Here is a 25,500-nt window from a genome sequence, read left to right on the forward strand (position 1 = left end):
CATGGGTACACTGATCAGCATCCGCAACCTCACCAACCAGTTTGGCACGCAACGGGTACATGACGGGCTGAATCTGGACATCATGCAGGGAGAAGTACTGGGAATTGTGGGTGGTTCCGGTTCCGGCAAGTCGGTATTGCTGCGTACCATTCTGGGGTTGAACCGCCCGCATAGCGGTGAAATCCATTTCGGCGGGCAGGAACTGATGTCGATGCCGGACAAGGATTTTGCCTGCCTGAAACGCCGCTGGGGTGTCATGTTCCAGAAAGGGGCGCTGTTTTCATCCCTGACGGTGGCGGACAATATCCGGTTTCCATTGCGGGAGTTTTCCAGCCTGACAGAAACCGAAGCGCGAGAGCTGATGTATGTAAGGCTGGCAATGGTCGGGCTGGAACGTGACGTTGCCCGCAAGTATCCGGCGCAACTGTCAGGTGGTATGGTCAAGCGGGTATCACTAGCAAGGGCGCTGGTGCTTGACCCGGTAGTACTGTTTCTGGATGAGCCAACCTCTGGGCTTGACCCGGTATCGGCGGAGGAATTCGACCAGCTTATCGCCACTTTGCATCGCAACCTCGGCTTGACGGTTGTCATGGTGACGCACGATCTGGATAGTCTATTCTCAACCTGTGACCGTATCGCCATGCTGGTTGACAAACAGGTCATTGCAGGCAGTTTGCGGGAGCTGTTGGCAAACCCACACCCAGTCATTCAGCAATATTTCGGTGGCGGGCGTGCGCAAGTATTGCTAAGGGAGCATTAATGGAGCGGGATACCCACTATTTTGTGGTCGGGCTGTTCATCATCGTGACCAGTATGGCGGGTGCATTGTTCGCCGGGCTGTTTTACGACCGTCCTTCTGCTGCTACCCATGCCTATGCGGTGCATTTCGACATTCCGGTGGAAGGGTTGGAGGTCGGTAACGAAGTGCGTTTTATGGGAATCAAGAAAGGTGAAGTCACGCGGGTATTCCTGTTGCCGGACAACCCAGCCAAGGTCGGGGTTGAAATTGCCGTGGAACAGGATACCCCAGTGAACACGGCGACCGAAGTCGTCTTGCGCTTGCAGGGGTTGACCAGTGTGCCTTTCCTTAACCTTGAGCAAAAAATGGGGATAAAACCAGCCCCATTAGCGGCAAAAGCAGGCGAGTTGCTGGTTTTACCCACCAAGCTGACGGCGATGGATGCCCTGGTACAAAGCCTGCCCGATCTGGAAAAGGAGCTGGCGACCCTGATCCAGTCTGCCAATGCGGTGTTGAATGAAGAAAACCGCCAGCATTTCGCTGCCATCCTGCAAAATCTGGATACGGTTTCAGCCGGTTTGCCAGCACTGGCTAACAGCCTGCAAGCAAGCAGTGAGCAATTGCAAACCCTGATCAAACAGGTGAATGGCACGGTCAGCCGTTCGGAACAAGGTTTGGCAGTTAGCATGAAGGAGTTGCAGGCTACGCTGGTTGCCATCCGCACCACCTCACAACGGCTGGATACCCTGCTGCGGGATGTTGACCGCGTAGTAGTCAACAACGAAGGCAAGGTCAACGAACTGTTGGGTGAAGGTGGCGAAAACCTCAAGCAACTGCTCAATGAATCGCGCAAAACGGTTACTGCCATCCGCCAGTTGAGCGACCGGCTGGAACAGAACCCTTCACAAATCCTTTACCAGCCTGCCCCGCAGGGAACGGTGTTGCCGCCATGAAACTGTTTGCCTTATTGCTGCCTTTGTTGCTGACAGCCTGTTCGGTTCCCTTGAAAAGCGACCTGCCTGGGGAGCAAGTCTATCGCCTTGCCCCTCAGGTCAGTGTAGCCCCCCGGCGTTCTGCCATGCACCTGTATCTGCCGAAACTGGAGGTTGCCCCCGAACTGGATAACACTCGCATTGCCTTGGTCAAGGCTAATTTCCAGCAGGATTTCATTGCCAACAGCCGCTGGCCTGATGACTTGTCGGTTTATCTGCATGGGGTGTTGCTGGATGGCTTGTCACGCAGTGGGGCGTTCCAGTCCGTATCTGACCAGTTGCTGGGCAAGACGGGGAATTACAAGCTGTTGTTGCGGGTATCCCGGTTTCAGGCTGAATATCCGCCGCAAGGGCAGGGCAGTGCGGCGGTTGTATTGGGTATGGAAGCCATACAGGTGCGGGTGCAGGATCAGCAAGTGCTGATGCAGCACCGGTATGACATCCGCAAGGACAATATCCCGCTCAGTACCGGCAAGCTGGTTGAAGCCATGAATCTTGCCGTGAGCGGGATTATCCAGCAGTTGAGCCTTGACTTGACGGCTATGCAGCCGTAATCAATGCCAGCCGGTTGCGGGCGTACAGGTAGTACATCAATGGAATCAGCACCAGCGTCAGCACGGTGGATACCAGTATTCCGAAAATCAGTGACACTGCCAACCCGCCAAAGATCGGGTCATCAATGATGAAGAATGCTCCCACCATTGCTGCCAGTGCGGTCAGTGCAATTGGCTTGGCACGTACTGCACTGGAGTTGATCACGGCTTCTTTTAGCGCCATCCCGCCACGAACCTGTTCATTGATGAAATCCACCAGCAGGATCGAGTTGCGTACAATGATTCCCGCTAGGGCAATCATGCCGATCATGGACGTTGCGGTAAATTGTGCTCCCAGCAGGGCGTGGCCCGGCATGACCCCGATGATGGTCAACGGAATGGGCGACATGATTACCAGCGGAACCATGTAGGAGCGGAATTGCGCCACAATCAGCAGGTAGATCAAGATCATTCCCACTGCGTAAGCAATCCCCATGTCACGAAAGGTTTCATAAGTCACCTGCCATTCGCCGTCCCATTTCATGCCGTACAGGTAAGGGTCATCCGGCTGGGCAATGAAATGTTGCTTGATGTCATTGCCATAGACGGACAAATCCTTGATACCGGAGAAAATGCCGAACATGCCGTACAGGGGGCTATCGGTTGCCCCCGCCATGTCTCCCGTTACATAGACCACGGGCAGCAAGTCCTTGTGGTAGATGGAATGTTCACGGGTGGTTTCCTGCACCGTGACTAGTTCCGACATGGGCACAAGTTCGCCCGACTGGCTGCGTACCCGCACGGCGAGGACGGAATCCATTTTGTCCTTGAGGGCAACCGGGAATTCTACCCGGATGGGGACGGCATATTTGATGCCTTTGCCATGCAGGAACACTACATCCTCACCCCGCAGCACGGTATCCACGGCGGATGCAATCGCATCCTGTGACACGCCCAGCAACGCGGCTTTGCTGCGGTCAACCTGTACCACCAAGCGTTTTTGCGGGTATTCCACGCTGTCGTCGATGTCCACGATGTCGTCCGTTTGCTGGAATATGCCCCGGATTTGTTTGGCAACCTCGATTTGCCCGGCGTAATCCAGCCCGTAGACTTCCGCCACGATCGGTGACATGACCGGTGGGCCGGGTGGGACTTCCACCACTTTCACGTTGGCGTGGTATTTCTGGGCAATGGCCTGCAAGTGGGGGCGCACCTCCAGTGCAATCGCATGGCTTTGGCGGTTACGCCCGTGCGCATCGGTCAGGTTGACCTGAATATCACCCACGTTGGAACCTTCACGCAGGTAATACTGGCGTACCAGTCCGTTGAAATTGATCGGTGCGGCAGTCCCGGCATAAATCTGGTAATCGGTCACTTCCTCTATCTTGCCCAGATAATCTGCCATTTCATTGAGGACACGCGAGGTCTGTTCCAGGGAAGTACCTTCCGGCATGTCGAGGATCACCTGGAAGTCCGACTTGTTGTCGAATGGCAGCATTTTCAGTACCACCAGCTTGAAGCCAGCCAGTGATACCGACAGCACAATCAGCAAGGTAATCACCACAAACAGGGTGGTACGGCGTTTGCCTCCTTGTTGGTCATCCAGAAACGGTGACATGATGCGGCTGAAAAAGCCGTGCAGTTTGCTGTTGTCTTCATGGTGATGGCTGAAATCGACTTTCGCCAGCATTTTGCCAGTCATCCAGGGCGTTACCACATAGGCAACCGCTAGGGAAACCAGCATTCCCATGCTGGCATTGATTGGGATCGGTGACATGTACGGCCCCATCAGCCCGGATACAAATGCCATCGGCAACAAGGCGGCAATCACGGTAAAGGTCGCCAGAATGGTTGGACCACCCACTTCATCCACTGCCAGCGGAATCACTTCCAGCAGTTTCTTGCCGCCCTGCTGCATGTGCCGGTGGATGTTTTCCACCACCACGATGGCGTCATCCACCAGAATGCCGATCGAGAAAATCAGGGCAAACAGCGATACCCGGTTGAGGGTGAAACCGTATGCCCACGACGCAAACAGCGTAACGGCGAGGGTAATGACCACCGCAGCACCCACAATCAGTGCCTCACGCCAGCCCAGTGCCAGCCAGATCAGCAGGATGACGGCAATAGTCTCAATGATCAGCTTGCTGATCAGCTTTTCGGACTTGGCCTGGGCTGTTTCGCCATAGTTGCGGGTAACAGTGACATTGATACCATCCGGCACAAACGTGCCGCGCAGCTTCTCGAAACGGTCAATCACGTTGTTGGCAATGTCGACTGCGTTGGTTCCCGGTTGTTTGGCAACGGCAATCGTCACCGCCGGGGCGCGGATACCGTTGGGCAACGCCTTGTGTTCGGCTCCTGCACCCGTGCCGAAACTGACATAGGCTTCCGGTGTATCGGCGGTGCGTTTCACTTCTGCCACGTCATTGAGGAATACCGGTTTGCCATCGAATACGCCCACCATCAGTTCGCCAACTTCGGCAGCATCCATCAGGAATGTGCCAGCCTGTACTTGGATTTCCTCGTTGTTGTTGACGAGGGAAACCGCATCACGGGCAGAATTGCTGGCTTGCAGGGCATTGCGCAGGTCGGACAGGGAAATGCCGTGTCCAGCCAGTTTTTCTGCATCCAGCAAAACATGCACCACCTGTTGCGGGCCACCGATGGTGTAAATGTCACGTGAGTCGGGCACGCGCTTGAGTTCGGCTTCGATCGCGTGTGCCACCTGATTGAGTTCGTAAGCACCACGTTTATCATCTTCCGTCCACAAGGTCAGCGCTACAATCGGCACGTCATCAATACCCTTGGGTTTGACCAGTGGTGTGCCGACACCCAGATTGCGCGGCAGCCAGTCCTGATTGGAAGCAATCTTGTTATAAAGGCGCACCAGCGCCGCTGTCCGGTCTTCACCCACCTTGTATTGTACCGTCAGTACCGACATGCCCGGCATCGAGGTGGAATAAACGTGTTCCAGCCCTTCGATTTCTGACAACACCTGTTCGGCGGGGGTACTGACCAGGCTTTCCACCTGTTCGGCGCTTGCACCGGGGAAGGGCACAAACACGTTGGCGAAAGTCACGTTGATTTGCGGGTCTTCCTCGCGTGGTGTCACCATCACCGCAAATAGGCCAAGCAGCAAGCCGACCAGCGCCAGCAACGGGGTAATTTCCGTGGTCAGGAATTTTTTCGCAATTGCACCGGAAATGCCGAGTTTTGTTTCACTCATGTTGCACCCCGGTCACTTGCTGTTTGAGGGAAATGGCGGCTTGTACCGGGTCGAGCGCGATGGTTTCACCAGCTTCCAGCCCTGCCAGCACGCTGATGTTGATTTCATCCAGCTTTTTGCCTAAGCGGATCTGGCGCAAGGCAGGCTTGCCGTCAGCATTGATCACGTAAACGCCGATGACTTCGCTGCGGGTGACAACGGCACTTTCCGGTACGCTGACCACGCCTTCCTGTTCACCCAGCACGAATGCGACCTTGACGAACATGCCGGGAAACAAGTCCTGAATGCCGTCTTCCAGCTCGATGCGTACCTTGAATGCGTTGGTTTTTGGGTCGGCATAAGGAAAAAAGGTTAAATCCTTGACGGGCAAAGGCTGGTGGGATTCGTCACGAAACACCAGTGCGTGCTTTTCCTTGCGCACGGCTGTAATCAGACGTTGAGGTACTTCCACCGTGACCCGCATCTGGTTGAGGGAAATGCCCGACATGATGGGGGTGCCGGGGTTGACAGCTTCACCTAATTCCACGTGGCGCTTGGTGACAATGCCGCCGTAAGGGGCTATCAGGGTGGTATAACCCAGTTGTTCACCCGCTTGCGAGACTTGCGCTTTGGCAGCTTCCAGACGGGCTTCAGCGGCTTTCAAACCGGCTTCGGCAGCATCGTAATCGGCTTTGGGAACCAGCTTTTTGGCGTAAATATCACTGATACGTTTGAATTCAGCTTGTGCTTCCTTGTAACGGGCTTGAGCTTCGTCCAGTGATGCTTGTGCCTGTTGAACACCAGCCTGTTGGGTTTTGGATTTGATGCGGGCAATTACTTTGCCTTTTTCCACATAGTCGTCCACGTCGTAGAACAGTTGTTCGATAGTACCGCTGGTTTGGGCAGAAATTGTGCTTTGATTGACTGCCTCTACGTGCCCATCCAGATAATGTAACGCCTGTGAATTGGCGGCAGCTACCTGTGCCGTTTGCAGGTCTGCGCTCTGGCTGGCAGCAGGTTTGGCCTGTTCCGCCGTTGATTCCCCACAACCAGCGATAATGCCCAAACTGACAATCAGTACCCATGCTGAAAAAAATCTCATGGCAATACCCCTAAATCATAATCAGAATAAAGTTATATAAGCATATTCTTATATACGATATTCCCGTAGTACGCAATCAGGCACTACAAGTCTGGAGGAAATTGCACATTGTTTGTTCTGATACGGGATAAGTCAGGATCATTGTGATGGAAAACAAGGCAGTAAGTTTTTCCACATACGGCATTTCTGAAGGGTGGACAAACATAATGACCCTGGTTTGTGGAGCAAAACGCTGCAATGCACGCAAGGTCACATCCAGGTTGCATACATTGGCTCCAGCGTAGTTGTTGCCGTAGCCGTAGATGAATTCCCCCACCAGAAAGTCCGGTTTTTGCTGCTGCAAAGCCTTGTGCAACTTGCGGGCAGAGGTGAAGCGTTCTTCGTGGATGCCAAGCTGCTGGTACAGCGCACTGAAGTTGGGGTGAACAGGGGATTCGATCAGGGAAAATAGTGTTTTCATGGTGTGGTCAACTACAATCAGGTCACTGCCAATTGTCGCATGATCGGGCATAATGCCCCAATCCAGAACAACCGGAGAATAATAAATATGCAATACAGGTTGAGTGATCATGCCAGAAAACGCCTCCAGCAGCGGGGGATCAAGCTGGAGTGGATCAGCGCGGCTTTGGTGTTTCCTGATCAGACTGAAAATGATCCCGAAGATGGCTCGCTGGTTCACGCTCTGAAAGAAATTCCAGAGAAAGGTTTCAAGCGCTTGCGGGTCATTTATAATGAATCCATTGAGCCTGTTACGATCGTGACAGCCTACTTTGAATAGGTTAATACCATGAAAATTGAATTTGATCCAATGGCAGATGCCATGTACATCCAGCTTGCGGAAGGCGAAGTGGCGAAAACCGAAGAAGTCAAACCAGGCATGATGTTTGACTATGACGAGAATGGTAACGTGCTGGGCATCGAAGTTTTGTACGTCAGTAAACGTGCCGAATTACCCATGAAAAAGGCAGCATGACAACATGGCAAACACTCCAATCCCACGTCACCGTACTGTCCCTGTTAAAATCGGTAACATCACCGTCGGCGGCGATGCCCCCGTCGTGCTGCAATCCATGACCAACACCGATACGGCTGATGCGCTGCGTACTGCCATCCAGTGTGCAGAACTTGCCCGTGCTGGTTCCGAACTAGTGCGTATTACCGTCAACAGTATGGAAGCCGCGCAAGCAGTGCCCGTCATCCGTGAGCAACTCGACAAGATGGGCTGCGATGTGCCGCTGATTGGCGATTTCCATTTCAATGGTCACAAGTTGCTGACTGCCGTGCCGGAATGTGCGCAAGCTCTCGCCAAATACCGCATCAACCCCGGCAACGTCGGGCGCGGCAAGAAGCGCGACGAACAATTTGCGCAAATGATCGAATTTGCCTGCCGTTATGACAAGCCAGTACGTATCGGCGTCAACTGGGGGTCACTGGATCAGGAGCTGTTGGCGAAAAAACTCGACGAAAACAACCAGCTTGCCCAGCCACTGGAACTCTACGATGTGATGCATGAAGCGCTGATCGAATCGGCCCTGACTAGTGCCGCCAAGGCTGAGGAATACGGTTTGCCGCATGACCACATTATCCTTTCCTGCAAGCTCAGCGAAGTGCAAGGGCTGGTGCGTGCTTATCGTGATATGGCAAGCCGTTGCGATTATCCGCTGCACCTTGGTTTGACCGAAGCGGGTATGGGCAGCAAGGGGATTGTTTATTCCACTGCTGCGCTGTCGATCCTGTTGCAGGAGGGCATCGGTGATACTATCCGCATTTCCCTGACACCCGAGCCGCACGCCAAGCGCGAGAAAGAAGTCATCGTCGGTCAGGAAATCCTGCAAGCCTTGGGACTGCGTTCCTTCACGCCGCAAGTGGTGGCTTGCCCCGGCTGTGGGCGTACTTCCAGCGATTACTTCCAGCGGCTGGCTGAACAAATCCAGGGCTGGTTGCGTGAACAGATGCCGGTGTGGAAAGACCAGTATCCGGGGGTGGAAAGCATGTCGGTCGCTGTCATGGGTTGTGTGGTCAATGGGCCGGGCGAAAGCAAACACGCTAACATTGGTATCAGCCTGCCGGGCAGCGGTGAAACGCCGGTTGCGCCAGTCTATGAAGACGGGCAGAAAACCGTGACGCTGAAAGGCGACAATATTGCGCAGGAGTTCCAGGCTCTGGTGGAAACTTATGTGCAGCGAACTTACGCATAAAACCAAAGGAGAGTGTTAAATGAAGAAAGTATCCCTGTTGGCAATCGCTGGCTTGTCCCTGCTGGCAAGCAACGTGATGGCTGCCGTCAAAAGCGAAGCCGTATCCTATGAGCACGAAGGTACCAAATACACCGGCTACCTGTATTACGATGATGCCAAAACCGATAAGCGCCCCGGCGTGCTGGTGGTGCATGAATGGTGGGGGCTGAACGACTACGCCAAAAAACGTGCTGAAATGCTGGCGGAACTGGGTTACGTTGCGTTCGCTGCCGACATGTACGGCGATGGCAAAGTCACCGATAAGCCGGAACAGGCCAAGGAATGGATGACGGAAGTCACCTCCGACGTGGACGCATGGCGGGCTACTGCCAATGCCGGTCTGGAGCAACTCAAAAAGAGTGGTAAGGCCGATACGGAAAAGCTGGCGGCAATCGGTTATTGTTTCGGTGGTGGCACGATCCTGCAAATGGCTTACGGCGGCACGGATATTGATGGTGTGGTCAGCTTCCACGGTGCGCTGCCCTCAGCCCCGGATGGTTCGGAAATCAAAACCAAAATCCTCGCTTTCCACGGCAATGCCGATGCGATGGTTCCTCCTGCCACCGTCAACAAGTTCACTGAGCAACTGGATAAAACCAACGCTGATTGGCAGTTTGTCGGCTACGGGAGCGGGGTTCGCCACGGCTTCACCAACCCGGATGCAGGCAAATACGGTATCGACAACCTGAAATATGACGAAAAGGCGGACAAGCGTTCTTGGGCAGAAATGCAGGACTTTTTCGGCGAAATTTTCAAGTAAACCCTGACACTGTTAGCTGGGCGGGTTTTCCGCCCCTGACAGTTCTGCCTTGCGGCTTTCCAGCCACTGGTTGATTTCCGCTTCCGGCTCTAGGAAGTTTTGCAGCGACACAATCTTGTGCAGGAAAAAGTCGTGGAAGAGTTTTTCCTTGTCGCCTTCCATGCCTTTTTTGAACAGGGCATCAGCTTGGGCAAAATCCTTGTTGAAAGCATAATCCAGACTGGCGGCGAAATAGATCAGCAACCGCTGGTTGTCGAGGCCGGAACTCTGCACAAACCGCTTGATGGTTTCCTTGTCACCCGGTTTGAGCGGCATGAAACCGTACATCCACAAACCGGCAGATTTGAGGAATCGTTGCGTGCCTTCGGCATTCTTGTCGGCTTTTTCCAGATTGTACTGGCGGTAGGAAAGCGCATTGGCAAAGTCTTTCTGGTAGAGGTAAGTATCCGCCAGCCCGTAATAGGTGGCGAAATCGGGGGCAATGATGGTGGCGGCCTGCAAGTGCTGCATGGCTTTTGCAAAATTGCCGCTGTAAAGATAGGCGTAACCCAGATTGCTGTTGGCGGTTTCATTTTCCGGGTCTAGCTTGATGGCTTGCTGGAAGGAATTGATGGCACTTTCAAAATCGCCTTCCTGCTGTTGGATGTAGCCCATCGCGACATGGTTCCACGAGTAGTCGGGGTTTTGCTGCATGGATTTCTCGAACCACTGGCGAGCCTGCACCAGCTCGTGCTTGTCGACATAATAAGTCGCCCGCAGGTAGGAAAGCAGGTAGTCATCCGGGAAGTACTCCGACAGGTAATTCAGGCGGGTATTGACCACTTCTGGGAAATAGAACTTTTCCCCCTCCAGTGGCTGGAAAACCTGTGACTTGACCAGTCCATAGGCAGCTTGCATGTTGTTTTTGTCTATCTCTAGTGCTTGTTCATAGGCTTTCTGGGCGGCTTGCCATTCGGTCTTGCCCATGAATTCATCGCCCATTTTGCGGTGGAAATCCGACAGGTTACGGATTTCAGCAACACTGCGGTAATTTTCAAAGTAATCAATGTCAAACGTGTATTTCACGTAGATCATCACTACCACCGCGAACAGGAAGGAAAACAGTGTCCAGTAGGAGAGGAAGAATTTGGCGACATTCCTGACTTTTTCCAGCGGATGCCGGGTGCGAGCCTCCAGATTGTTTTTGAGTGAGGCAAGTTCGGCCTCCAGTTTGCTCATCCGCTCAACAATGTCGTTTTCCTGGCTCATGCGGGTTTCCTGTTCAGCGGTAGGCTTTGGCAAGGTTGTTGAACAGCACCCGACTCATGCCAGTAATGCGCAAGAATTTTTCCAGCTCTTCTGCCATTGAGGATGACTGATACGATTCCTGCATGATCAGCAGCGAGAATCCGGCAGCCGCATTCAGTGCTTGGATAGCCTTGATCAGCTTGTCTTGGTCGTTGCGGTAGGTTTCGCCAAAAATACGTGCCAGTTCCCCCTGAATCAGTGTCATGGCACCTGCCATGAATTCGACCGGCAGTTTGACTTTCACATGCACATCACCAACATGATACAGCTTGGAGGTATAGTCTACACCAAAGTCGCTGGTAAACAGCTCATGCAGCCAGGCAACGTGGGTTTTTTTCAGGGTGTCAATGCGGCCTTCCAGAAAGGGATGGGTTTTGGGGATTTCCTGCAAGCGAGCATAAAAGGTATCGGTGACTTCCTGTAGGCGCTCACTGACATCAGGGTAAACCTGACGCAAGATGTTAATTTTGTCGTCATTTATCCCGGCAAACTGGCGGGCGTAGTAACAGAGGTTTTGCATGCCGATGGGTTGCATGAGCGTCTACTCCTTGGTTGAAACTGTCCTTGTTACGTTATATCTGGGACTCTTCCCTGAATGGGGTATTACCTGAAACAAACAGCAATTTTGTTGTATTTTTGTGCTGTTCAGGTGAATTACTGGAGTTTAGCAGTAGCTGTGCAGAATGCAGATTAATTTCCGATAAAGTTGTGCAGTGTGCCTATGGAGCGGCAAGCAATAAAAAAGCCCAACCTGAGATTGGGCTTCGCGGGACGAGCAGGGATGGTGCTCAATGCTTGTTGATTTTGTCAGCCCATTCGTTGGTAACTCGTTTGGCAGCTTCGCGCCCACCCAAACCAAAGGCAAGTGCTGCGGCCACTGCTACGGAACCGAGGGTGAAACCAAACGCCATGTTGACGATGTTGTCTGCCAACCCCATGGCTTTCAGCCCCATCGCCAGCACCAGCCCCAGGATGGCTATGCGGGCAATGTTGGCGAGACTGCCACTGCTGTATTGTTGCAACTTGTTATAAGCCAGTGTGCTCAGGAAGTAGCCGATAACCAGAATGATGCCACCAATCAGGATGCCGCCGCCAAATTCCAGTACTTTGGCGAAAATAGTGGAAATGATGTCAATGCCCAGTGTATTGACCGCAGCCGTTGCCGCTGCCAGCATGGCAAAAAACATGATGACGCCACCGATCAGCTTGCGCGGGGTAAACGATGGTGTAAACAGCCCTGTCATGCCCAGTTTCTCTGGCAGGCTGTCAACCTGTAAGCCTGCCAGCACCCCATCTAGCAAGGCAATGGCAAACTTGGCAATAAACCAGGTGACAGTCAGGATGATGGCTGCGCCAATGATGTTGGGGATAGCTGCCCACAGTTTGTTGAGCATGTCGGAAGCCGGTTCGGTGATGGAGGGGATGTTCAATACCCCAAGGGCAGAAACCGCAATCGGAATCAGGATGGCAGCAAAGATGAACGCACTGCCCAGCTTAGCAGTTTTCAGGTTGGGGTTACTGGTTTTCAGGGCGATTTGCCGATCCAGCTTGTGCAAGCCCAATCCAGCCAGTTCGGAAACGATTTTGGCAATCATCCAGCCTGCGTAGGCAATGATGCCTGCACCAATGATGTTGGGAATGGCTGTCAGGAATTTGTTTAGCATGTCCTTGAGAGGTGCAAGTACATCGGTCAGGCCGAAGTGTTGCAGTACTGCCATCAGCACGAAAATGGTCAGCAATGCCTTGACCAAGGATGCCAGCGGCGTCGCCAGATGGGTGCGTTCCAGAAAACCGACGTGTCCCAGCAAGCGCTTGAACAGCCCTGCGACGAAACTCACCAGGATTAGACCAATGATCAGGATCAGCAGGCCAATCAGGGCGTGCCCCAGCTTGCCTGATGCAATGGGCCCCAATGCGCTGGTGAGGGGGGATAACAAACCTTCCATAGTGTTACTCCTGTCGATGAAGGGGGTTATTCGATGATGGAAATGTCGATGCGCCGGTTTTTCTGGCGACCTGCTTCGGTGGCATTGCTCTCCAGTGGCAGGGATGCGCCCATGCCCATGATACGGATGCGTTGCCGGTCTATGCCGAGATTGACGAGTGCCAGCCCCACGCTATTGGCACGTAGCAGGGATAGCTGGGCATTGTTGGCGGCTTGCCCTATGTCATCTGAGTGCCCGCGCAGCATGACCTTGATGTTGGGATTTTGATGCAGCAAGGCAGCAACAGCTTTTAATTGCTGTTCTGAGGAAGCGTGCAGGCTGGTCGAGCCGGAGTCGAACTGGATGTTGTCAAATACCAGCGGTGTATTGTGCACCTGTTGGCGTATGGTATCGCGCAGGGCTGGTTCAAAGCCGCTGGGGGCAAGTGTTACGCTGCTGCCGTCAGGCAGGGTATAACTGGGTGGGGCATTTGCCTGTTGCATTGCAGACTGGGTGTCGCTGGTTGCTGCTGCTTGTTGCTGGGCAATTTGCGCCATTTGTAGCCGTGCTGTTTCTGCCTGTTTGAGTACGGCATTTTCAGCTTGCAGTCGTTCGATTTCAGCCTGCATCAGGGCGGTGGGTTGCGTATCGACAGGTATCGCGGCTGGTGTTTCGACAGGTGTTGTACTGGTAACGGTTGTTGTGGTGTCTTCTGCGCCGCTCTGCCAGGAGGCTGACTGGGTTATTGCCGGGATAGTGTTGTTGGAAACAGGAGGTGCGGGCGAAATTAATCCAGTTTGAATACTGGATGTTTTATTGTCGCGCTCAGGTATCAGGCTTGTTTCGGACAGTTTTTGCGGTTGGAGAATATCAGCAGAAGTCGTGTTTTCCTGATTAAGGAACCAATAAAGCAGACTGAATAGCAGCAGGACAATACCGGCTATCGTATATTCCTGCACTGCGCTCAGATCATCTTGATCCATTGAATTTTCTGTCATATTCGCCGTTCCCTTGGCAATCTGTTTCTACCAAGTCTAGACAAATTTTCAGGGATTTTTTTGTTTATTAACTATTTAATTACTAATTATCTTCATTAGTTAATTTTGTCGCGAAACATGAAATAAACTGCCCCCAATAAACATAAACCAGCCCACAGATAATCCAGCTTGAGAGGCTCTTTCAGGTAAAGCAGGCTGAAAGGGACAAAGACACTCAAGGTAATGACTTCCTGAATGATTTTGAGTTGCCCAACACTCAGCACGGTATAACCAATACGGTTGGCGGGGACTTGCAGCAAATACTCAAACAGGGCAATACCCCAGCTTAGCAGGGCAGCAAACAGCCAGGGTTTGTGGTTGAGTTCCTTGAGGTGGGCATACCAGGCAAACGTCATGAAGACATTGCTGCATAACAGTAACAGGATGCTGGTGACAACAGGATGCATGGAACAGATACCTCCGGGACTGGAGGTGCGATTATGCCGTGATCGTCAGGCAACAAAAAGACCGGGTCACGAGTACCCGGCCTCAAGGTTGCAACTGTTTACTATTTGATGGTTACAGTGATTTTGGCAGTTGCTGTGTTACCTTTGCCATCGCTGATGGTGTAGGTAAGGGTTTCGCTACCTGTTTTCTTGCCCGCTTTGTATGAAACCTGTTTCTTGTCAGTCGTAATAGTGGCAGTGCCTTTGGTGGCACGGCTGATGGCAGTGACAGTCAGTGTGTCATTTTCAGGGTCAGAGTCGTTACTGAGAACCGGGATCAACACAGTGGTATTGCGCGTCACGGTAGCACTATCGGCAACGGCACGCGGTGGCTGGTTGACGACTGGTGCTGTGGCGGTGGTGGCAGATGCTGTTGCTGACGCTGCGGTTTCATTGCCGAATGCATCCCGTGCCTTGACCTGGTAGGTGTAGGTGGTGGCAGCCGCCAGACCTGTAGCAGTGAAGGATGGGTTGGCTACCCAGCCGCTGTCTGTACAGCCCGTACCACCGGAAACACAGTCAAAGTAATACTGTACGGATGACACGTCATCGGTAGCCGTCACCGCTGTCATGCTGATGCGCTGGTGGTCAAGGGCAGCAGGCAGACTGGCCCAGTCCATAGGGTTGGGAGTCGGTGGATTGGTGTCGGTATTTTGTGGCAAGGATCCGTTGATGCTGTATCGCCCGATACTGCCGTAATCGTTGTAGCCATAATCCGTGCCAACCGCAGCCCTGCCCACACCTTCCACCGCCAGATAATAGGAGCCTGCCCCGAGAGTAGTACTGATGGCTGCATGGGTATCATCAACAGGCTGGTCAGAGGTAATCAGGTTGCCGAACTGGTCATACAGGGAAAGCTGGATGTCCAGATTGCCGCCACGGGTATTGGCAGCTTCGCGTGCCGGGGTGGCTTGCAGGCTCACCAACCCGCCACTGGTGGAGAAGCTGAAAATATCCACGTCAGTACGTGTGCCGACGATACCTTTGTTGACAGCATTCAGGTTTGCAGGGTCATCCACCAGTGTGGTGGAAATGATGTTGCCACTGGCATCCACCACCAGCGGTGTAGCGGTGGAACGCTGGTCGGCATGGTCATCAACGCGCAGGCTGACCTTGCCAGCAATCAGGGAAATGTCATCCTGGCTCAGGTTGGCATCGGGATATTCCCCTTTGCTCCACTGGCTAACGTTGCGGTTGTAGCCGGTTCCCATGATCGGCCCCCAACTGGTGAAACCCGTACCGTGACCGTTGTAGTAGCCCAGTGTGCTGGTTCCATCATGTGACAGCCCCATGTTGTGCCCCATTTCGTGGGAAGCAGCTTCGGTCACGTAGTCGGCACGTCCACCCCCTAGGTTGTTGTAGTAGACCAGTGCAGGTGAATAGGTGGTGTGGTAATTGCTTTGTCCCCACACGCCCACATAGGCAACCCCGCCAGCAGTGGAGGATGGCATGGCCTGACCGTTGGCATCCACGTTATTGGTAATCAGGATGCGCCCAACCGTGGGGCCAAAGCTGGCAGGTTGTTCCGTGGTGACATCCACATCAAATGGGGCGTAGTCTTCTGCAATCCGCCGCCAGATTTCTGCAATGCGGGCAATTTCCGTATCGTTGAAACTGCCGGGGATATTATCCAGGTCATAGGGCAAGGCATTGAAAGTATTGCCGTTGCTGTTCCAGGCAGTACCGGTGATGGTGTGCCCGTCGAAGTCCAGGTAAATGATCTTGCTGGAGCCAGGTTTGCTGTGCAGCTTGAAAGCATCGGCAGCCGTAATGGCGGCAGTGCCTGCCGTGCCGGAAACACCCGTGATGTCGGCATCCCTGCTGGCTTGCGGCAGATAGGTGTCAGCGTAATAGATGCCACCATCCTTGTCAGCCCGCATGTAAGGGACATCGTGGGAGTGGAAATGAAGGCTGCCCAGTTTGCTCATGGCTGTGTCACGGGCTTGCGGGGGTAATGCCTTCAACTGGTTGCGTAACAGTCCAGGCGGGAGGTCATCCAGTTTGAAAGGGTTGCCAATACCATAAGTGCGTGACTGCGGAGCAGGAGCCGCATGGGTACTGGCGCTACTGATCAGGATGGTGGTAATACAAAGTCCTAACAGGATTTTGCGGTGGATTGAATAGTGCATGTTATCTCCCTTCGCATTTATTGGTAGATGGCGAGCCTGATTATGTTGTTTATCGTACTCTAGTATTGATTAATATTTAATCTGTTTTGACGAATGTTTTTCAGTGCATCAGGTGGTAATCGGCGGAAACCTTCTGCTTCCAGCCCCAGCAGTTTTTCGCCGACGATAATGGGCATCCGGCTGATGTCAATAGTGTGCTGAAGTCCGGTGATGGCGCTTTCCCTATCAGTAGTGGCAGTCGTGGTGGTTGCTGCCACCAGACTGGTGGATGTGCTTTTCCGGGGCTTGCCTCCGCCAGTTTTTTTGCCGCCAGTACTGCTGTTGGTTGTTGTTTTCAGCGGGGTGAAAGTGCTGAGGAAATAACTGTTGGTAATGGCACTGTTGTAGCCATTCAGCCCGGTATTGGGTAAACCGGAAAGGCTTGTTTCATTCAGTGCCCAGCTCAGTTCCTTGTTGGTATTGAACCAGGCAACTGCACGGATGGCTGGGTAGCTCGCTATGATGCGGTTATACATGTCTTGAACCCAAATATCCTTGCTTTGGCTGGCGTCGCTGTCGTTACCATCCTGCCCTTTGGACAGATCAGGCAAATCACCAGGTTCGGCTGAGGCTACTTCAGCGATGACCACGGGTTTGTCAGGGTAGTTGCTGATCAGTTTGACGTAGGTAGAGCTGAATGTTTCATCAAATGTTTTCCAGCGCGAAAATGAAAAGTTGCTGCCCCAGTTGTAACCGTCAATACCTGTCCAGTCGACAACATCGTTGCCGGGGTAATAACGGGTAATGTCGTTAAAGTCGTCTACGTTGACATTATTGGCGCACCAGACCCATTCCACACTGTTATTGACCCCGGCGGCGGTAAACAGGCCATGAATATGCCGCCATGCCGCCTTGAACGTTTCCGGGTCATTGCTCCAAGGATACCAGTTGCCATTGAACTCATGCCCGAAACGCAACAGGATGGTGGGGCGTGAGTCTGAGGGATAACTGTCCCGCCAGTTACGGAAACTGCTGATCCAGCTATTGATGTAGTTGTCTTCAGTGCCAGCAGCGATAGCTGTCAACATGGAGTTGTTGTTGTTACGGTAGGGCATGAGGGTGATCATAGGAGTGCCGCCCCGCGCTGCAATATTGGATGCCTGTATACTGAGGCTGTCCCAGTGATAATCAAAAGTAGTGAACAGGTTGACAACAGCAACGGGTTTTGCGGTAGTGCTGTTGAATTTGTCAATGTCGGATAACGACCAACCGTCATGGTTGATATAGGCTCCTAACATTGTACTGGCATGAGCTGGCAGGGTCAGGGTTGCAAGACAGCAGGCAAAAACAAGGCTTGCATGGTTATTGTTAGCCATTGGGGACAGCTCCTTGTGTTGGGACACTCGTGTTTTGGGATTATTGCGATTCGATCAATTGAAATTTGCCATTCATCATAATTTTTTATTATTTTGATTATGAGCTTATTGATTAGCTTTATGAAAACTGAATGCCGACGTTCGGTTGTTTATGGCAGATGAGTGGTTGGTGCTTGAGGCGATGAATGGCGTTTTTTTCAGGATAAAACGCCAGTTGCTCATGAACAGTGATCCTGCTTACGGTACAGTATCCGCCATTTTGCCTACATCATTCCCCATGCCGCCCACATTGCTGTTAAGGTGATGAAAGCGCTGGCTCATGGAACCCATATCCTGCCCCATAGAGCTGACCTGATGCTGCATGTTGCCCATATCTTGGGTCATGTCGCCCATGTCGGTGGACATGCTGGTAATGCGTACATTCATCAGTGCCATTTGCTCGCGCATCACCGGCATCAGGCGCATGTCCTGTTCCATTGACTGCATGTAAACAGCCATCGTGTCCATACGGTCGGCAACCCGCCCGAAATGTTCATACATGGCGACCATATCCTTGATGACCGTGCGGAATTCTGCGGTCAGCATGTACACGAATTGCAGGTTGGCAAGCACCATGCACCCCAGCAGGATCAACACCACTCGCATGGTGATGTTGGCCTTGTGGTGCTCACGGTCGATGTTTTCCTGTGCGGCTTGTACTTGTGTTTCCAGCGCATTGATGCTGGCGAAGGCTTGTTCAAGTTGGGCTTGCTCTTGCATGGGAAATCACCAGAATGGGTTGATGGAATTGAACATGCGCATGGGAGCCGACATATGGTGTACATCGCTGCGCATTTGCGTGACAGAACCATCCATCACCTGAAAGGAACGACTCATGTCGCTAACGTTATAAGCCATTGCATTCATGCGGTCATTGATTTGCGACACATGCCCGTTCATGCTGCTTACGTTGGTACTCATGGTTCCCATGTTGCCGTAAATGGCATCCATGTCATGCACAATGCCCGGCATCACCGCCACATTCTGGCGCATACTGTCCATGTTGCGGCGCATGGATTCCATGTCATTGGTGATATGGGAAAAATGGGTGTTCATCTGCCCGATGGCATCCGTCAGGCCGGGCAGGTGAAAGGCCAGCAAGGCCACCATCAGCGACATGCTGAACACCAGGGCGGCGAAAGCGATGAAAGAAATCCGGTACAGCAGATTGACCCGCTGCACGGTTTGTTGCTGGCGCTCCTGCTGCATCTGGATGGTTTGTTGCAGGTTAATCAGGGCTTGTGCCAGTTGGCTTTCCTGTTGTGGTGTCATGCAACCGGCTCCTTGGCACGAAACGGTTTGCCAAACACCACAAACAAAATAAAACCAAATAACAGCAATGCAAACACTGTCAAGGTAAGGTTTTCCGCAATGGAGCGGTTGGCGCCACCCAGTAGGTCATCTTCCGGGGCAACCACCAGCAGTTTCCAGCCGCTGGCTTGGTTGGGGAAATCCAGCAGCATGGGCAGGTATTTGTCACCCTGATATTTGAATTCTTGCCCCGGTTTTTCCGCCGTTTGTTCCCGCTGGTAGGCTTCCGTAACCCATGCCTGCGCAGGCATGATCATGGCAAGGGTCGGCAGGCTCTGTGCCGGGTTGGTTCCCGCATTCAGTTGCAGACGGGTGGGGTAGGCTACCAGTTCCTGCTTGCTATTCACAATCAGGGACAGGTCGTGATCACCGAATGCCTGCTCAGTCAGGAAGTCGCTCAAGCCTTGCAGGGTCATGTCAGCCGCCAGTACGCCCGCCAGTTTGCCTTGTGCGTCGAAAAACGGCGTGGAAGCTGTTACGCCAGTCCCTTTGCTGGAGGCAAACGTATAAATGTCTGACCAGTAAACAGCCCCAGCTTTGCCATTTTGTGCCTGACTGTACCAAGGGCGGGTACGGGGATCATACTGGGTGGCGGTTTCCGTATTGGCAAGCGGGGAATAATCCGTCTGACGGTAAATGACCTGTTCCACCGGTGAGCCGCTGCGCCGGTCAATGACTCGTGTGGCCCAGCGTGGCAAACGGTCAGCCTTGATGAAATTGCCCTGGGTGTCTGCAATATAAAGGGCACTGATGTAGGGGTTCAGTTCCAGTTGTTTCCAGAAGATTGGCAACCAGTAGGTGCTGGTATCCGGCAAGGCATTTTGTGCTACACCCCTTGTCAGGACAGCATTCGTTTTGATTTGTGACTCGGTAATGGTCAGCATGTGGGTCGTGCGTTGAGTCACTATCTGCCCGATACCCTCCATCATGCGGGATGCCACATTGGTAGTGGCTGCATCGGTGCGTTGATAAGCACCATTTAATGCAATAAACAGGGTCAGGGTTAATGCGCCTACAAATAGCCAGGCGACAACTTTCCGGGAAAATTTGGGAAATCTCATTGATTTTTGGCTCGCAAGTCAGACAAGCCAATGCTAATGGTTTGGTGGAAATATTCAACAACTTCATAAAAACTGGGCAGCCCAACAAGCTGCCCCAAGCGAGGTGAAATAGACTCAATCCCAAACTTGCAGAAATGACGGGTTAGAAAGCCCAGCCGCCCTTATCCTGCTTCTCTTGCATTTTCTGGCGACGATCTTCCATGCGTTCCTGACGTTGCTGTTGCATTGTCTGGAATTTGGTTGCTTGTTCAGGGGTCAGGATGGCCTGGATACGCTGGTGAGTTTCGTCACGTATGGCATCCATCTTGGCTTTTTGTTCCTGCATGATGGCGTCAACCTGTGTTACTTGGGTTTCATTCAAACCCAGCATTGTTTTCATGCGATCCATGCCCCTGCCACCGAAACCACCGTGGTCAGCGATAGCAGCGGATGCGCCCAATACAGCGATCAGTGAGGTGATGATCAATACTTTTTTCATGTCTGATACTCCTTCAAAGTATTCGTGGTTGTATGTGATGAAGCATTGTTTGCTTCCGACAGGAGTAAGATTACGTGCAGATTGCGCACGAAATTTGCTGCAATTGTGCAAACACTGTGGAAGTACGTGATAATCGCGGCACTACAGCATTACCAGACCACAAGGATCAGAATTTCATGCAAGCCCTGCTTATTGTTGCCCACGGCAGCCGCCGCGCCGAATCCAACGATGAAATCCGTACTCTCGCCAACAAAGTGGAAACCTTGTCGGCTGATGCCTATGGTTTTGTGGGTAGTGCATTTTTGGAGCTGGCGGAACCTTCCATTCCTGACGGTATCCAGCAATGCATTGAGCGGGGAGCGACGCTGGTCACGGTCATGCCGTTTTTCCTGTCAGCGGGGCGTCATGTGGTGACAGACGTGCCGGAAATGGTGCGGGAGAAGCAGCGGGAACATCCGAATGTGCAAATTCGGATGGCTCCCTATCTGGGTGTTTCCAGCCTGATGCCAGATTTGATCCTGCAATCCGCCGCTAGTGCTTGTCACTGTACGGGGGGGGATTGCACTTATCCTGCCTGTATCAGGGGCTGAGGTAACTCCAGCCTTTTTCCTGCAATTCCATCAACCGCGCAATCCCGGCGGGTACAGTTTCCACACCTTCCAGCAGGGTGGGGCGTTTGCCATCGGTACGTTCAATGGTATCCAGTGTATTGCCACAAGCGGTAAACACCACATTCTGCATCATCAGGCTTTCGATGCGGTCAGTGTATTTGCTTTTGTCGGTCAGCAGCCAAATACCAGGGCCATAAGCGATGACTTCAATCTCGATATTATCCATACCGAAGTGTTTTTGCAGGTTGACGATGTTGGAAAGGACATGGCTTTGCAGCTCTTCATCCTTTTTGTTGACCTGTATAACCAGACGACGCATCTCGTTTGTCGTGGTTTCAGCGGTTGGCTGTTTGGCTGCTTCTGTTGCATAAACAGGTGACAAACAGGTCGCAGACAACACTGTTGCCAACAGGGTGACGGGCAAAAAACGGCTATATTTCATGATTTAACTTCCTCCTTAACATCGGCAACTATAACAGGAGGAACAAACGACAGGCTTGAGAAAAAGCAAGCAACAAGCAATAAGGCAGGTGAATGATGAGCGGTGAAGAGGGGACACACTCCAGGAAGTCGTGGAAAACTTCGACCTTGAACCAGGGGTTCAAGTGGGTGCGTTGAAGGGTTTTCAGGCTTACCGTCTTGCGGTCATGCACACCAAACCATTACGAACGCTCCCGGGGTAAGAAATTAGGCTCAAGGATTTTACCCGCTTTCTCTCGAGTACCCCAGAGGTGCCCTTGGAATCCATACTATTACATTTACAGGCGCGGGGGAAGAATTGACAATCGGTCAGGCTTTGTGCTTCTCCAGCACGGCATCAATACGCCCCTGCAACGTTTGCAGTTGTTCCAGGGTATGGTTGTCGGAAGTGGCAGACTGACCGTTTTGCATCAGTTCATTGGCAAGGTTGAGTGCCACCATCACCGCGATACGGTCAGTACCCAGTACCTTGCCAGAATCACGCACCCTGCGCATCTCACGGTCAACCCGGCGGGCAGAGGCTAGCAAGGCTTCCTGTTCACCCTCTGGGCAAGCCACCATATAATCCTTGTCGAGAATGCGGACAGTTACGGGTCGAACGTTTTTATCCATCGCTGTCAAGCCCCTGTCGGTGGTTGTTGTTTGAGCCGCTGAATCAGGGCTTCAAGCTGGCTACCTGCTTTGGCATTGCGACTGCGCAAGTCATTGCACTCTTCCAGCAACGATTTTTCGCGCTTTTTCAGGTCGCCGTTTTCAATGCTTAGTTTTTCCACAAGCCCAAGCAGACGCTCCATCCGTTCTTCGATGGCAACAAGCTGGGTTGTCAGTGTGATGTCAGGGGTTTGTGCATTCATGCAATAATGGTAGTAAAGAGTGCGAAACAAGGTCAATCATCTCATAATAACCTTTTGTCATGGAGAGCAAAGTTTTGAACGACGAATTGCCCGATTATGCAGCCCTGGAGCGGGCGTTGGGACGTGTGGAAAATGATGTTTCCGCCGCTGAAATTCACGGCGTGTGTTGCGGGATGCTGGTGGTGGATCAGGCAAGCTCGCAAGATGTGTGGCTAGGGCATGTGTTGCAGGGCGATCCGCAGAATTTTCACTTTCAGGAAGTGCGTACATTGCTACGCCAGTTATTTATTGTTACCCGCCAGCAAATGAACGACAGCGGCATGGGCTTTGAGTTGTTCCTGCCCGATGATGACGATCTGGAAGCGCAAGTGGAAGCCATGCAGGAGTGGTGTCAGGGCTTTAGTTACGGTCTGGCTGCGGCTGGCATCCGTGATATGAAAAAACTGCCCACCGATTCGCGTGAATGGGCAGAGGATGTGGTTCGTATTGGCAGTTCCGGTGAGCTGGACTTGGACAACGAGGAAGAATCCGAAAATGCCCTTGCCGAAATTCTTGAATACCTGCGGGTCGGGGTGTTAATGATGGTGGAAGAAATGCAGCCGATGAAAGCAGCGCCACAAGTGCATTGAGGGTTGAACATGGAAAAACCGGTCATACCGAAAGAAGAATTCGCCGCCCGCCGTCGCCGTCTGCTGGATCGGTTGGGCAAGGATGCGATTGCCGTTGTGCCCTCTGGTGGGTTGAAAGTGCGTAACCGCGATGCGGAATACCCGTTCCGTCAGGATAGCGATTTCCATTACCTGACTGGCTTCAACGAGCCGGAAGCGGTCGCAGTGTTTGTGCCGGGGCGTGAGCAGGGCGAATACGTGCTGTTTTGCCGCGAAAAAGACCCGCAGGCAGAGCGCTGGTCAGGCTTGCGTGCCGGAACGGCAGGTGTGAAGCATTTGCACGGTGCAGACGATGCCCACCCGATCAGTGACCTCAACAAGCTGATGCCGCAACTGCTGACCGGGCGTGATCAGGTACATTACGATCTTGGTGCAAATGCCGGTTTTGACCAGCGCATGTTGGGCTGGATCAACCACTTGCGGGCAAAAGCGCGTGCCGGTATCCGCGCCCCGCACGTAATCGTGATGCTTGACCGCATCCTGCATGAGATGCGTCTGTTTAAGTCATCCGCAGAAATTGCTGTCATGCGTCATGCTGCACAGGTTTCCGCTCGTGCTCATACCCGCGCCATGCAGGTTTGTCAGCCGGGCAAATACGAGTACGAAATCGAAGCCGAATTCCTGCACGAATTCCGCCGCGAACGCATGGAGCTTGCCTACACCACCATCGTTGGGGGCGGCAAGAATGCCTGCATCCTGCATTACATCGAAAACAACGAGGAATTGCGCGACGGGGATCTGCTGCTGATTGACGCGGGTGCAGAATACGAATGCTATGCCGCCGATATTACCCGCACCTTCCCGGTCAGTGGCACATTCAGCCCGGAACAACGCGCTCTGTATCAAGTGGTGCTGGATGCGCAAAAAGCTGCCATAGATCAAGCCCGTCCCGGCAAAACGTGGGATGATCCGCATCAAGCGGCAGTAAAAGTGTTGGCGCAGGGTCTGCTGGATTTGGGCATTTTCACTGGCACACTCGAAGAGGTGCTGAAAAAGCCGGAAGTCACCGCCGGTGAACCGGAACAGGAAGAGCCTTACCGCCAGTTTTATATGCACAAGACTGGCCACTGGCTGGGGATGGATGTGCATGATGTGGGCGATTACAAGATTGGTGATGCGTGGCGCACGCTGGAACCGGGCATGGTGCTGACGGTTGAGCCGGGGCTGTACATTTCCCCCGCTGACAACGTTGACCCCAAATGGTGGAACATCGGCATCCGTATTGAGGATGATGTGCTGATTACCGCCGATGGTAACGAAGTGCTGACCCGTGATGTGGTGAAAGAGATTGCTGATATTGAGGCGTTGATGGCGCAATAATTGCGCAGTTTGCATCAAGATGGACTATGTTGGCGCATACTTTGTATTAAAGTGGGCTATTCTGGCGCAATAACCAGGTTGTTACTGTTTCTATGGGTAATCCATCCACTTTGCTGAGCGGGTCGGCAACGAGGATTAGCCCCGGTTTGTGCAGTTGTGTGCCGAAGTGTTCAAGTGCATGAAGTTCACGTTGGCGGGTTTTCGCGTCTTCCAGTGTGTAGCTCACCTGATATAGGGTTTGCCCGTCGAAGAAATCCACCTCACAAGTGTCACGTACATAGCTCAGGCTGGTGGGGGTGCGGCGGTTGAGTTCGATAAACACCAGATTTTCCAATGCCTGCCCCAGGTTGCGGGTGGGTTTGGTGGCGGTTTGCAGGAAGCCGTTGTCGAGTGCATAGAGCTTTTTTTGTGACTTGATGCGTTCCTTGGGTTTGTGGTGGAAACGGTCAATGCGTTTGAGCAGGAATGTTTCCTCGAAATAACCCAGATAGTCACGGATGGTTTTGTCACTGACGCCGAACGTCTGGCTCAATGTGGTGTAATTGATTTCGCGGGTGGCGTTGGTCATTAGGTAAAAAAACAGGTGTTCCAGCGTGGCAGCATTGCGTATCTGGTGGCGTGGCACGATGTCCTGATAGAGGATGTTTTGCGCATAACTGAGTGAAATCGCTTGGCGGATGGCGGGGGTGGGGGCGGTAAAGACTTCAAAGAATCCACCCCATTGCAGATAGTGATCAAAGGCTTGCAGGATGGCGATACGGTGCTGGCTGCGGCTGAGCTCGTCGTGATGGGGTATTTGCAGATAGCGCAGGTATTCGCTGAAAGAAAACGTATCCAGATGGATGTTCAAGCTGCGCCCGCTCAGCAAGGTATTGAGGCATCTCCTTATACACAAGTCGCCAAACTACTGTAAACTTAGCCATTTTTG

The 25,500-nt window shown here is 52.8% G+C and carries 28 protein-coding genes and 1 other RNA gene; 10 read left to right on the plus strand and 19 right to left on the minus strand.

What is annotated here, in order from left to right; translation table 11 throughout:
- The first annotated feature begins 1 nt into the window (after window position 1).
- From B2U47_RS11470 to B2U47_RS11480, 3 genes are read left to right on the plus strand one after another with little or no spacing between them, the layout of a single operon-like run.
- On the plus strand, window positions 2-760 hold the full coding sequence (locus tag B2U47_RS11470; RefSeq protein WP_296674487.1) for an ABC transporter ATP-binding protein: 759 nt from the start codon (window positions 2-4) through the stop codon (window positions 758-760).
- Window positions 760-1,692 carry an MlaD family protein gene (locus B2U47_RS11475; RefSeq protein WP_296674486.1) on the plus strand — a complete coding sequence of 311 codons (933 nt, stop codon included), beginning with the start codon at window positions 760-762 and terminating at the stop codon, window positions 1,690-1,692. Before B2U47_RS11470 ends, B2U47_RS11475 begins: the two co-directional genes overlap by 1 nt.
- Window positions 1,689-2,285 (plus strand): ABC-type transport auxiliary lipoprotein family protein, encoded by a 597-nt coding sequence (locus B2U47_RS11480; RefSeq protein ID WP_296674484.1) that lies wholly within the window; start codon window positions 1,689-1,691, stop codon window positions 2,283-2,285. The genes B2U47_RS11475 and B2U47_RS11480 overlap by 4 nt, the downstream gene beginning before the upstream one ends.
- Here B2U47_RS11480 and B2U47_RS11485 read toward each other — a convergent pair.
- The 3 genes from B2U47_RS11485 to B2U47_RS11495 form a co-directional block, all read right to left on the minus strand.
- Entirely contained in the window at window positions 2,272-5,493 is a 3,222-nt protein-coding gene (locus B2U47_RS11485) for an efflux RND transporter permease subunit (RefSeq protein WP_296674482.1), read from the minus strand. The two genes, B2U47_RS11480 and B2U47_RS11485, sit on opposite strands and share 14 nt — an antisense overlap.
- On the minus strand, window positions 5,486-6,574 hold the full coding sequence (locus tag B2U47_RS11490; protein ID WP_296674481.1) for an efflux RND transporter periplasmic adaptor subunit: 1,089 nt from the start codon (window positions 6,572-6,574) through the stop codon (window positions 5,486-5,488). The genes B2U47_RS11485 and B2U47_RS11490 overlap by 8 nt, the downstream gene beginning before the upstream one ends.
- A 76-nt stretch (window positions 6,575-6,650) precedes the next feature.
- Window positions 6,651-7,085, minus strand: coding sequence for a hypothetical protein (locus B2U47_RS11495; RefSeq protein WP_296674479.1), 435 nt, complete (start codon window positions 7,083-7,085; stop codon window positions 6,651-6,653).
- Between the two features lie 36 nt (window positions 7,086-7,121).
- Here B2U47_RS11495 and B2U47_RS11500 point away from each other — a divergent pair, with 36 nt between their 5' ends.
- From B2U47_RS11500 to B2U47_RS11515, 4 genes are read left to right on the plus strand one after another with little or no spacing between them, the layout of a single operon-like run.
- A complete protein-coding gene (locus B2U47_RS11500) occupies window positions 7,122-7,352 on the plus strand; it encodes a DUF4258 domain-containing protein (RefSeq protein ID WP_296674476.1) in 231 nt (76 codons plus the stop codon).
- A gap of 9 nt (window positions 7,353-7,361) precedes the next feature.
- Window positions 7,362-7,547 (plus strand): DUF2283 domain-containing protein, encoded by a 186-nt coding sequence (locus B2U47_RS11505; RefSeq protein WP_296674474.1) that lies wholly within the window; start codon window positions 7,362-7,364, stop codon window positions 7,545-7,547.
- Between the two features lie 4 nt (window positions 7,548-7,551).
- Entirely contained in the window at window positions 7,552-8,772 is a 1,221-nt protein-coding gene (ispG, locus tag B2U47_RS11510) for a flavodoxin-dependent (E)-4-hydroxy-3-methylbut-2-enyl-diphosphate synthase (RefSeq protein ID WP_296674472.1), read from the plus strand.
- A gap of 19 nt (window positions 8,773-8,791) precedes the next feature.
- Entirely contained in the window at window positions 8,792-9,571 is a 780-nt protein-coding gene (locus B2U47_RS11515) for a dienelactone hydrolase family protein (RefSeq protein WP_296674471.1), read from the plus strand.
- A gap of 12 nt (window positions 9,572-9,583) precedes the next feature.
- On the opposite strand, the gene B2U47_RS11520 is transcribed toward B2U47_RS11515, so the two are convergent.
- The 11 genes from B2U47_RS11520 to B2U47_RS11570 all read right to left on the minus strand — a co-directional run bounded on the left by B2U47_RS11520 (window position 9,584) and on the right by B2U47_RS11570 (window position 20,639).
- Window positions 9,584-10,819 (minus strand): tetratricopeptide repeat protein, encoded by a 1,236-nt coding sequence (locus B2U47_RS11520; RefSeq protein WP_296674470.1) that lies wholly within the window; start codon window positions 10,817-10,819, stop codon window positions 9,584-9,586.
- A gap of 13 nt (window positions 10,820-10,832) precedes the next feature.
- On the minus strand, window positions 10,833-11,393 hold the full coding sequence (locus B2U47_RS11525; protein ID WP_296674469.1) for a protoglobin domain-containing protein: 561 nt from the start codon (window positions 11,391-11,393) through the stop codon (window positions 10,833-10,835).
- A 253-nt stretch (window positions 11,394-11,646) separates the two neighbouring features.
- Window positions 11,647-12,804: a mechanosensitive ion channel gene (locus tag B2U47_RS11530; RefSeq protein WP_296674468.1), complete on the minus strand. Its 1,158-nt coding sequence runs from the start codon at window positions 12,802-12,804 to the stop codon at window positions 11,647-11,649.
- A 26-nt stretch (window positions 12,805-12,830) separates the two neighbouring features.
- Entirely contained in the window at window positions 12,831-13,781 is a 951-nt protein-coding gene (locus B2U47_RS11535) for an OmpA family protein (protein ID WP_296674466.1), read from the minus strand.
- 95 nt (window positions 13,782-13,876) lie between these two features.
- Complete coding sequence (locus B2U47_RS11540; RefSeq protein ID WP_296674464.1) at window positions 13,877-14,227, minus strand: DMT family protein; 351 nt, start codon at window positions 14,225-14,227, stop codon at window positions 13,877-13,879.
- Window positions 14,228-14,328: 101 nt separating this feature from the next.
- Window positions 14,329-16,395 (minus strand): Ig-like domain-containing protein, encoded by a 2,067-nt coding sequence (locus B2U47_RS11545; RefSeq protein ID WP_296674463.1) that lies wholly within the window; start codon window positions 16,393-16,395, stop codon window positions 14,329-14,331.
- Between the two features lie 59 nt (window positions 16,396-16,454).
- Complete coding sequence (locus B2U47_RS11550) at window positions 16,455-17,750, minus strand: glycoside hydrolase family 26 protein (protein ID WP_296674461.1); 1,296 nt, start codon at window positions 17,748-17,750, stop codon at window positions 16,455-16,457.
- 237 nt (window positions 17,751-17,987) lie between these two features.
- Complete coding sequence (locus tag B2U47_RS11555) at window positions 17,988-18,509, minus strand: hypothetical protein (RefSeq protein WP_296674460.1); 522 nt, start codon at window positions 18,507-18,509, stop codon at window positions 17,988-17,990.
- Between the two features lie 6 nt (window positions 18,510-18,515).
- Entirely contained in the window at window positions 18,516-19,061 is a 546-nt protein-coding gene (locus B2U47_RS11560; RefSeq protein WP_296674458.1) for a hypothetical protein, read from the minus strand.
- Window positions 19,058-20,161, minus strand: coding sequence for a cache domain-containing protein (locus tag B2U47_RS11565; RefSeq protein WP_296674457.1), 1,104 nt, complete (start codon window positions 20,159-20,161; stop codon window positions 19,058-19,060). Before B2U47_RS11565 ends, B2U47_RS11560 begins: the two co-directional genes overlap by 4 nt.
- A 142-nt stretch (window positions 20,162-20,303) precedes the next feature.
- The gene (locus B2U47_RS11570; protein WP_296674455.1) at window positions 20,304-20,639 is read right to left on the minus strand and encodes a hypothetical protein; all 336 of its coding nucleotides are present in this window, start codon (window positions 20,637-20,639) and stop codon (window positions 20,304-20,306) included.
- Between the two features lie 176 nt (window positions 20,640-20,815).
- Between B2U47_RS11570 and B2U47_RS11575 the strand changes: the two genes are divergently transcribed.
- On the plus strand, window positions 20,816-21,229 hold the full coding sequence (locus B2U47_RS11575; protein ID WP_296674454.1) for a sirohydrochlorin chelatase: 414 nt from the start codon (window positions 20,816-20,818) through the stop codon (window positions 21,227-21,229).
- Here the strand turns inward: B2U47_RS11575 and B2U47_RS11580 are convergent.
- From B2U47_RS11580 to B2U47_RS11595, 4 genes are all read right to left on the minus strand, one after another.
- Complete coding sequence (locus tag B2U47_RS11580; protein ID WP_296674452.1) at window positions 21,219-21,692, minus strand: DsrE family protein; 474 nt, start codon at window positions 21,690-21,692, stop codon at window positions 21,219-21,221. The two genes, B2U47_RS11575 and B2U47_RS11580, sit on opposite strands and share 11 nt — an antisense overlap.
- A 113-nt stretch (window positions 21,693-21,805) precedes the next feature.
- Window positions 21,806-21,985: non-coding RNA, 6S RNA (ssrS, locus tag B2U47_RS11585), on the minus strand.
- 54 nt (window positions 21,986-22,039) lie between these two features.
- Complete coding sequence (locus B2U47_RS11590; RefSeq protein WP_296674451.1) at window positions 22,040-22,342, minus strand: cell division protein ZapA; 303 nt, start codon at window positions 22,340-22,342, stop codon at window positions 22,040-22,042.
- 5 nt (window positions 22,343-22,347) lie between these two features.
- Entirely contained in the window at window positions 22,348-22,584 is a 237-nt protein-coding gene (locus B2U47_RS11595) for a hypothetical protein (RefSeq protein WP_296674448.1), read from the minus strand.
- A 74-nt stretch (window positions 22,585-22,658) separates the two neighbouring features.
- On the opposite strand from B2U47_RS11595, the gene B2U47_RS11600 reads away from it, so the two are divergent.
- Both B2U47_RS11600 and pepP read left to right on the plus strand, forming a co-directional pair.
- Complete coding sequence (locus B2U47_RS11600) at window positions 22,659-23,213, plus strand: UPF0149 family protein (protein WP_296674446.1); 555 nt, start codon at window positions 22,659-22,661, stop codon at window positions 23,211-23,213.
- 9 nt (window positions 23,214-23,222) lie between these two features.
- Complete coding sequence (pepP, locus tag B2U47_RS11605; protein WP_296674444.1) at window positions 23,223-24,572, plus strand: Xaa-Pro aminopeptidase; 1,350 nt, start codon at window positions 23,223-23,225, stop codon at window positions 24,570-24,572.
- Between the two features lie 46 nt (window positions 24,573-24,618).
- Here the strand turns inward: pepP and B2U47_RS11610 are convergent, their stop codons facing one another.
- On the minus strand, window positions 24,619-25,440 hold the full coding sequence (locus B2U47_RS11610; RefSeq protein ID WP_296674442.1) for an ATP-binding protein: 822 nt from the start codon (window positions 25,438-25,440) through the stop codon (window positions 24,619-24,621).
- Between the last annotated feature and the right edge of the window lie 60 nt (window positions 25,441-25,500).

Source organism: Thiothrix sp. UBA5583 (assembly GCA_002425225.1).
GTDB lineage: Bacteria > Pseudomonadota > Gammaproteobacteria > Thiotrichales > Thiotrichaceae > Thiothrix > Thiothrix moscowensis.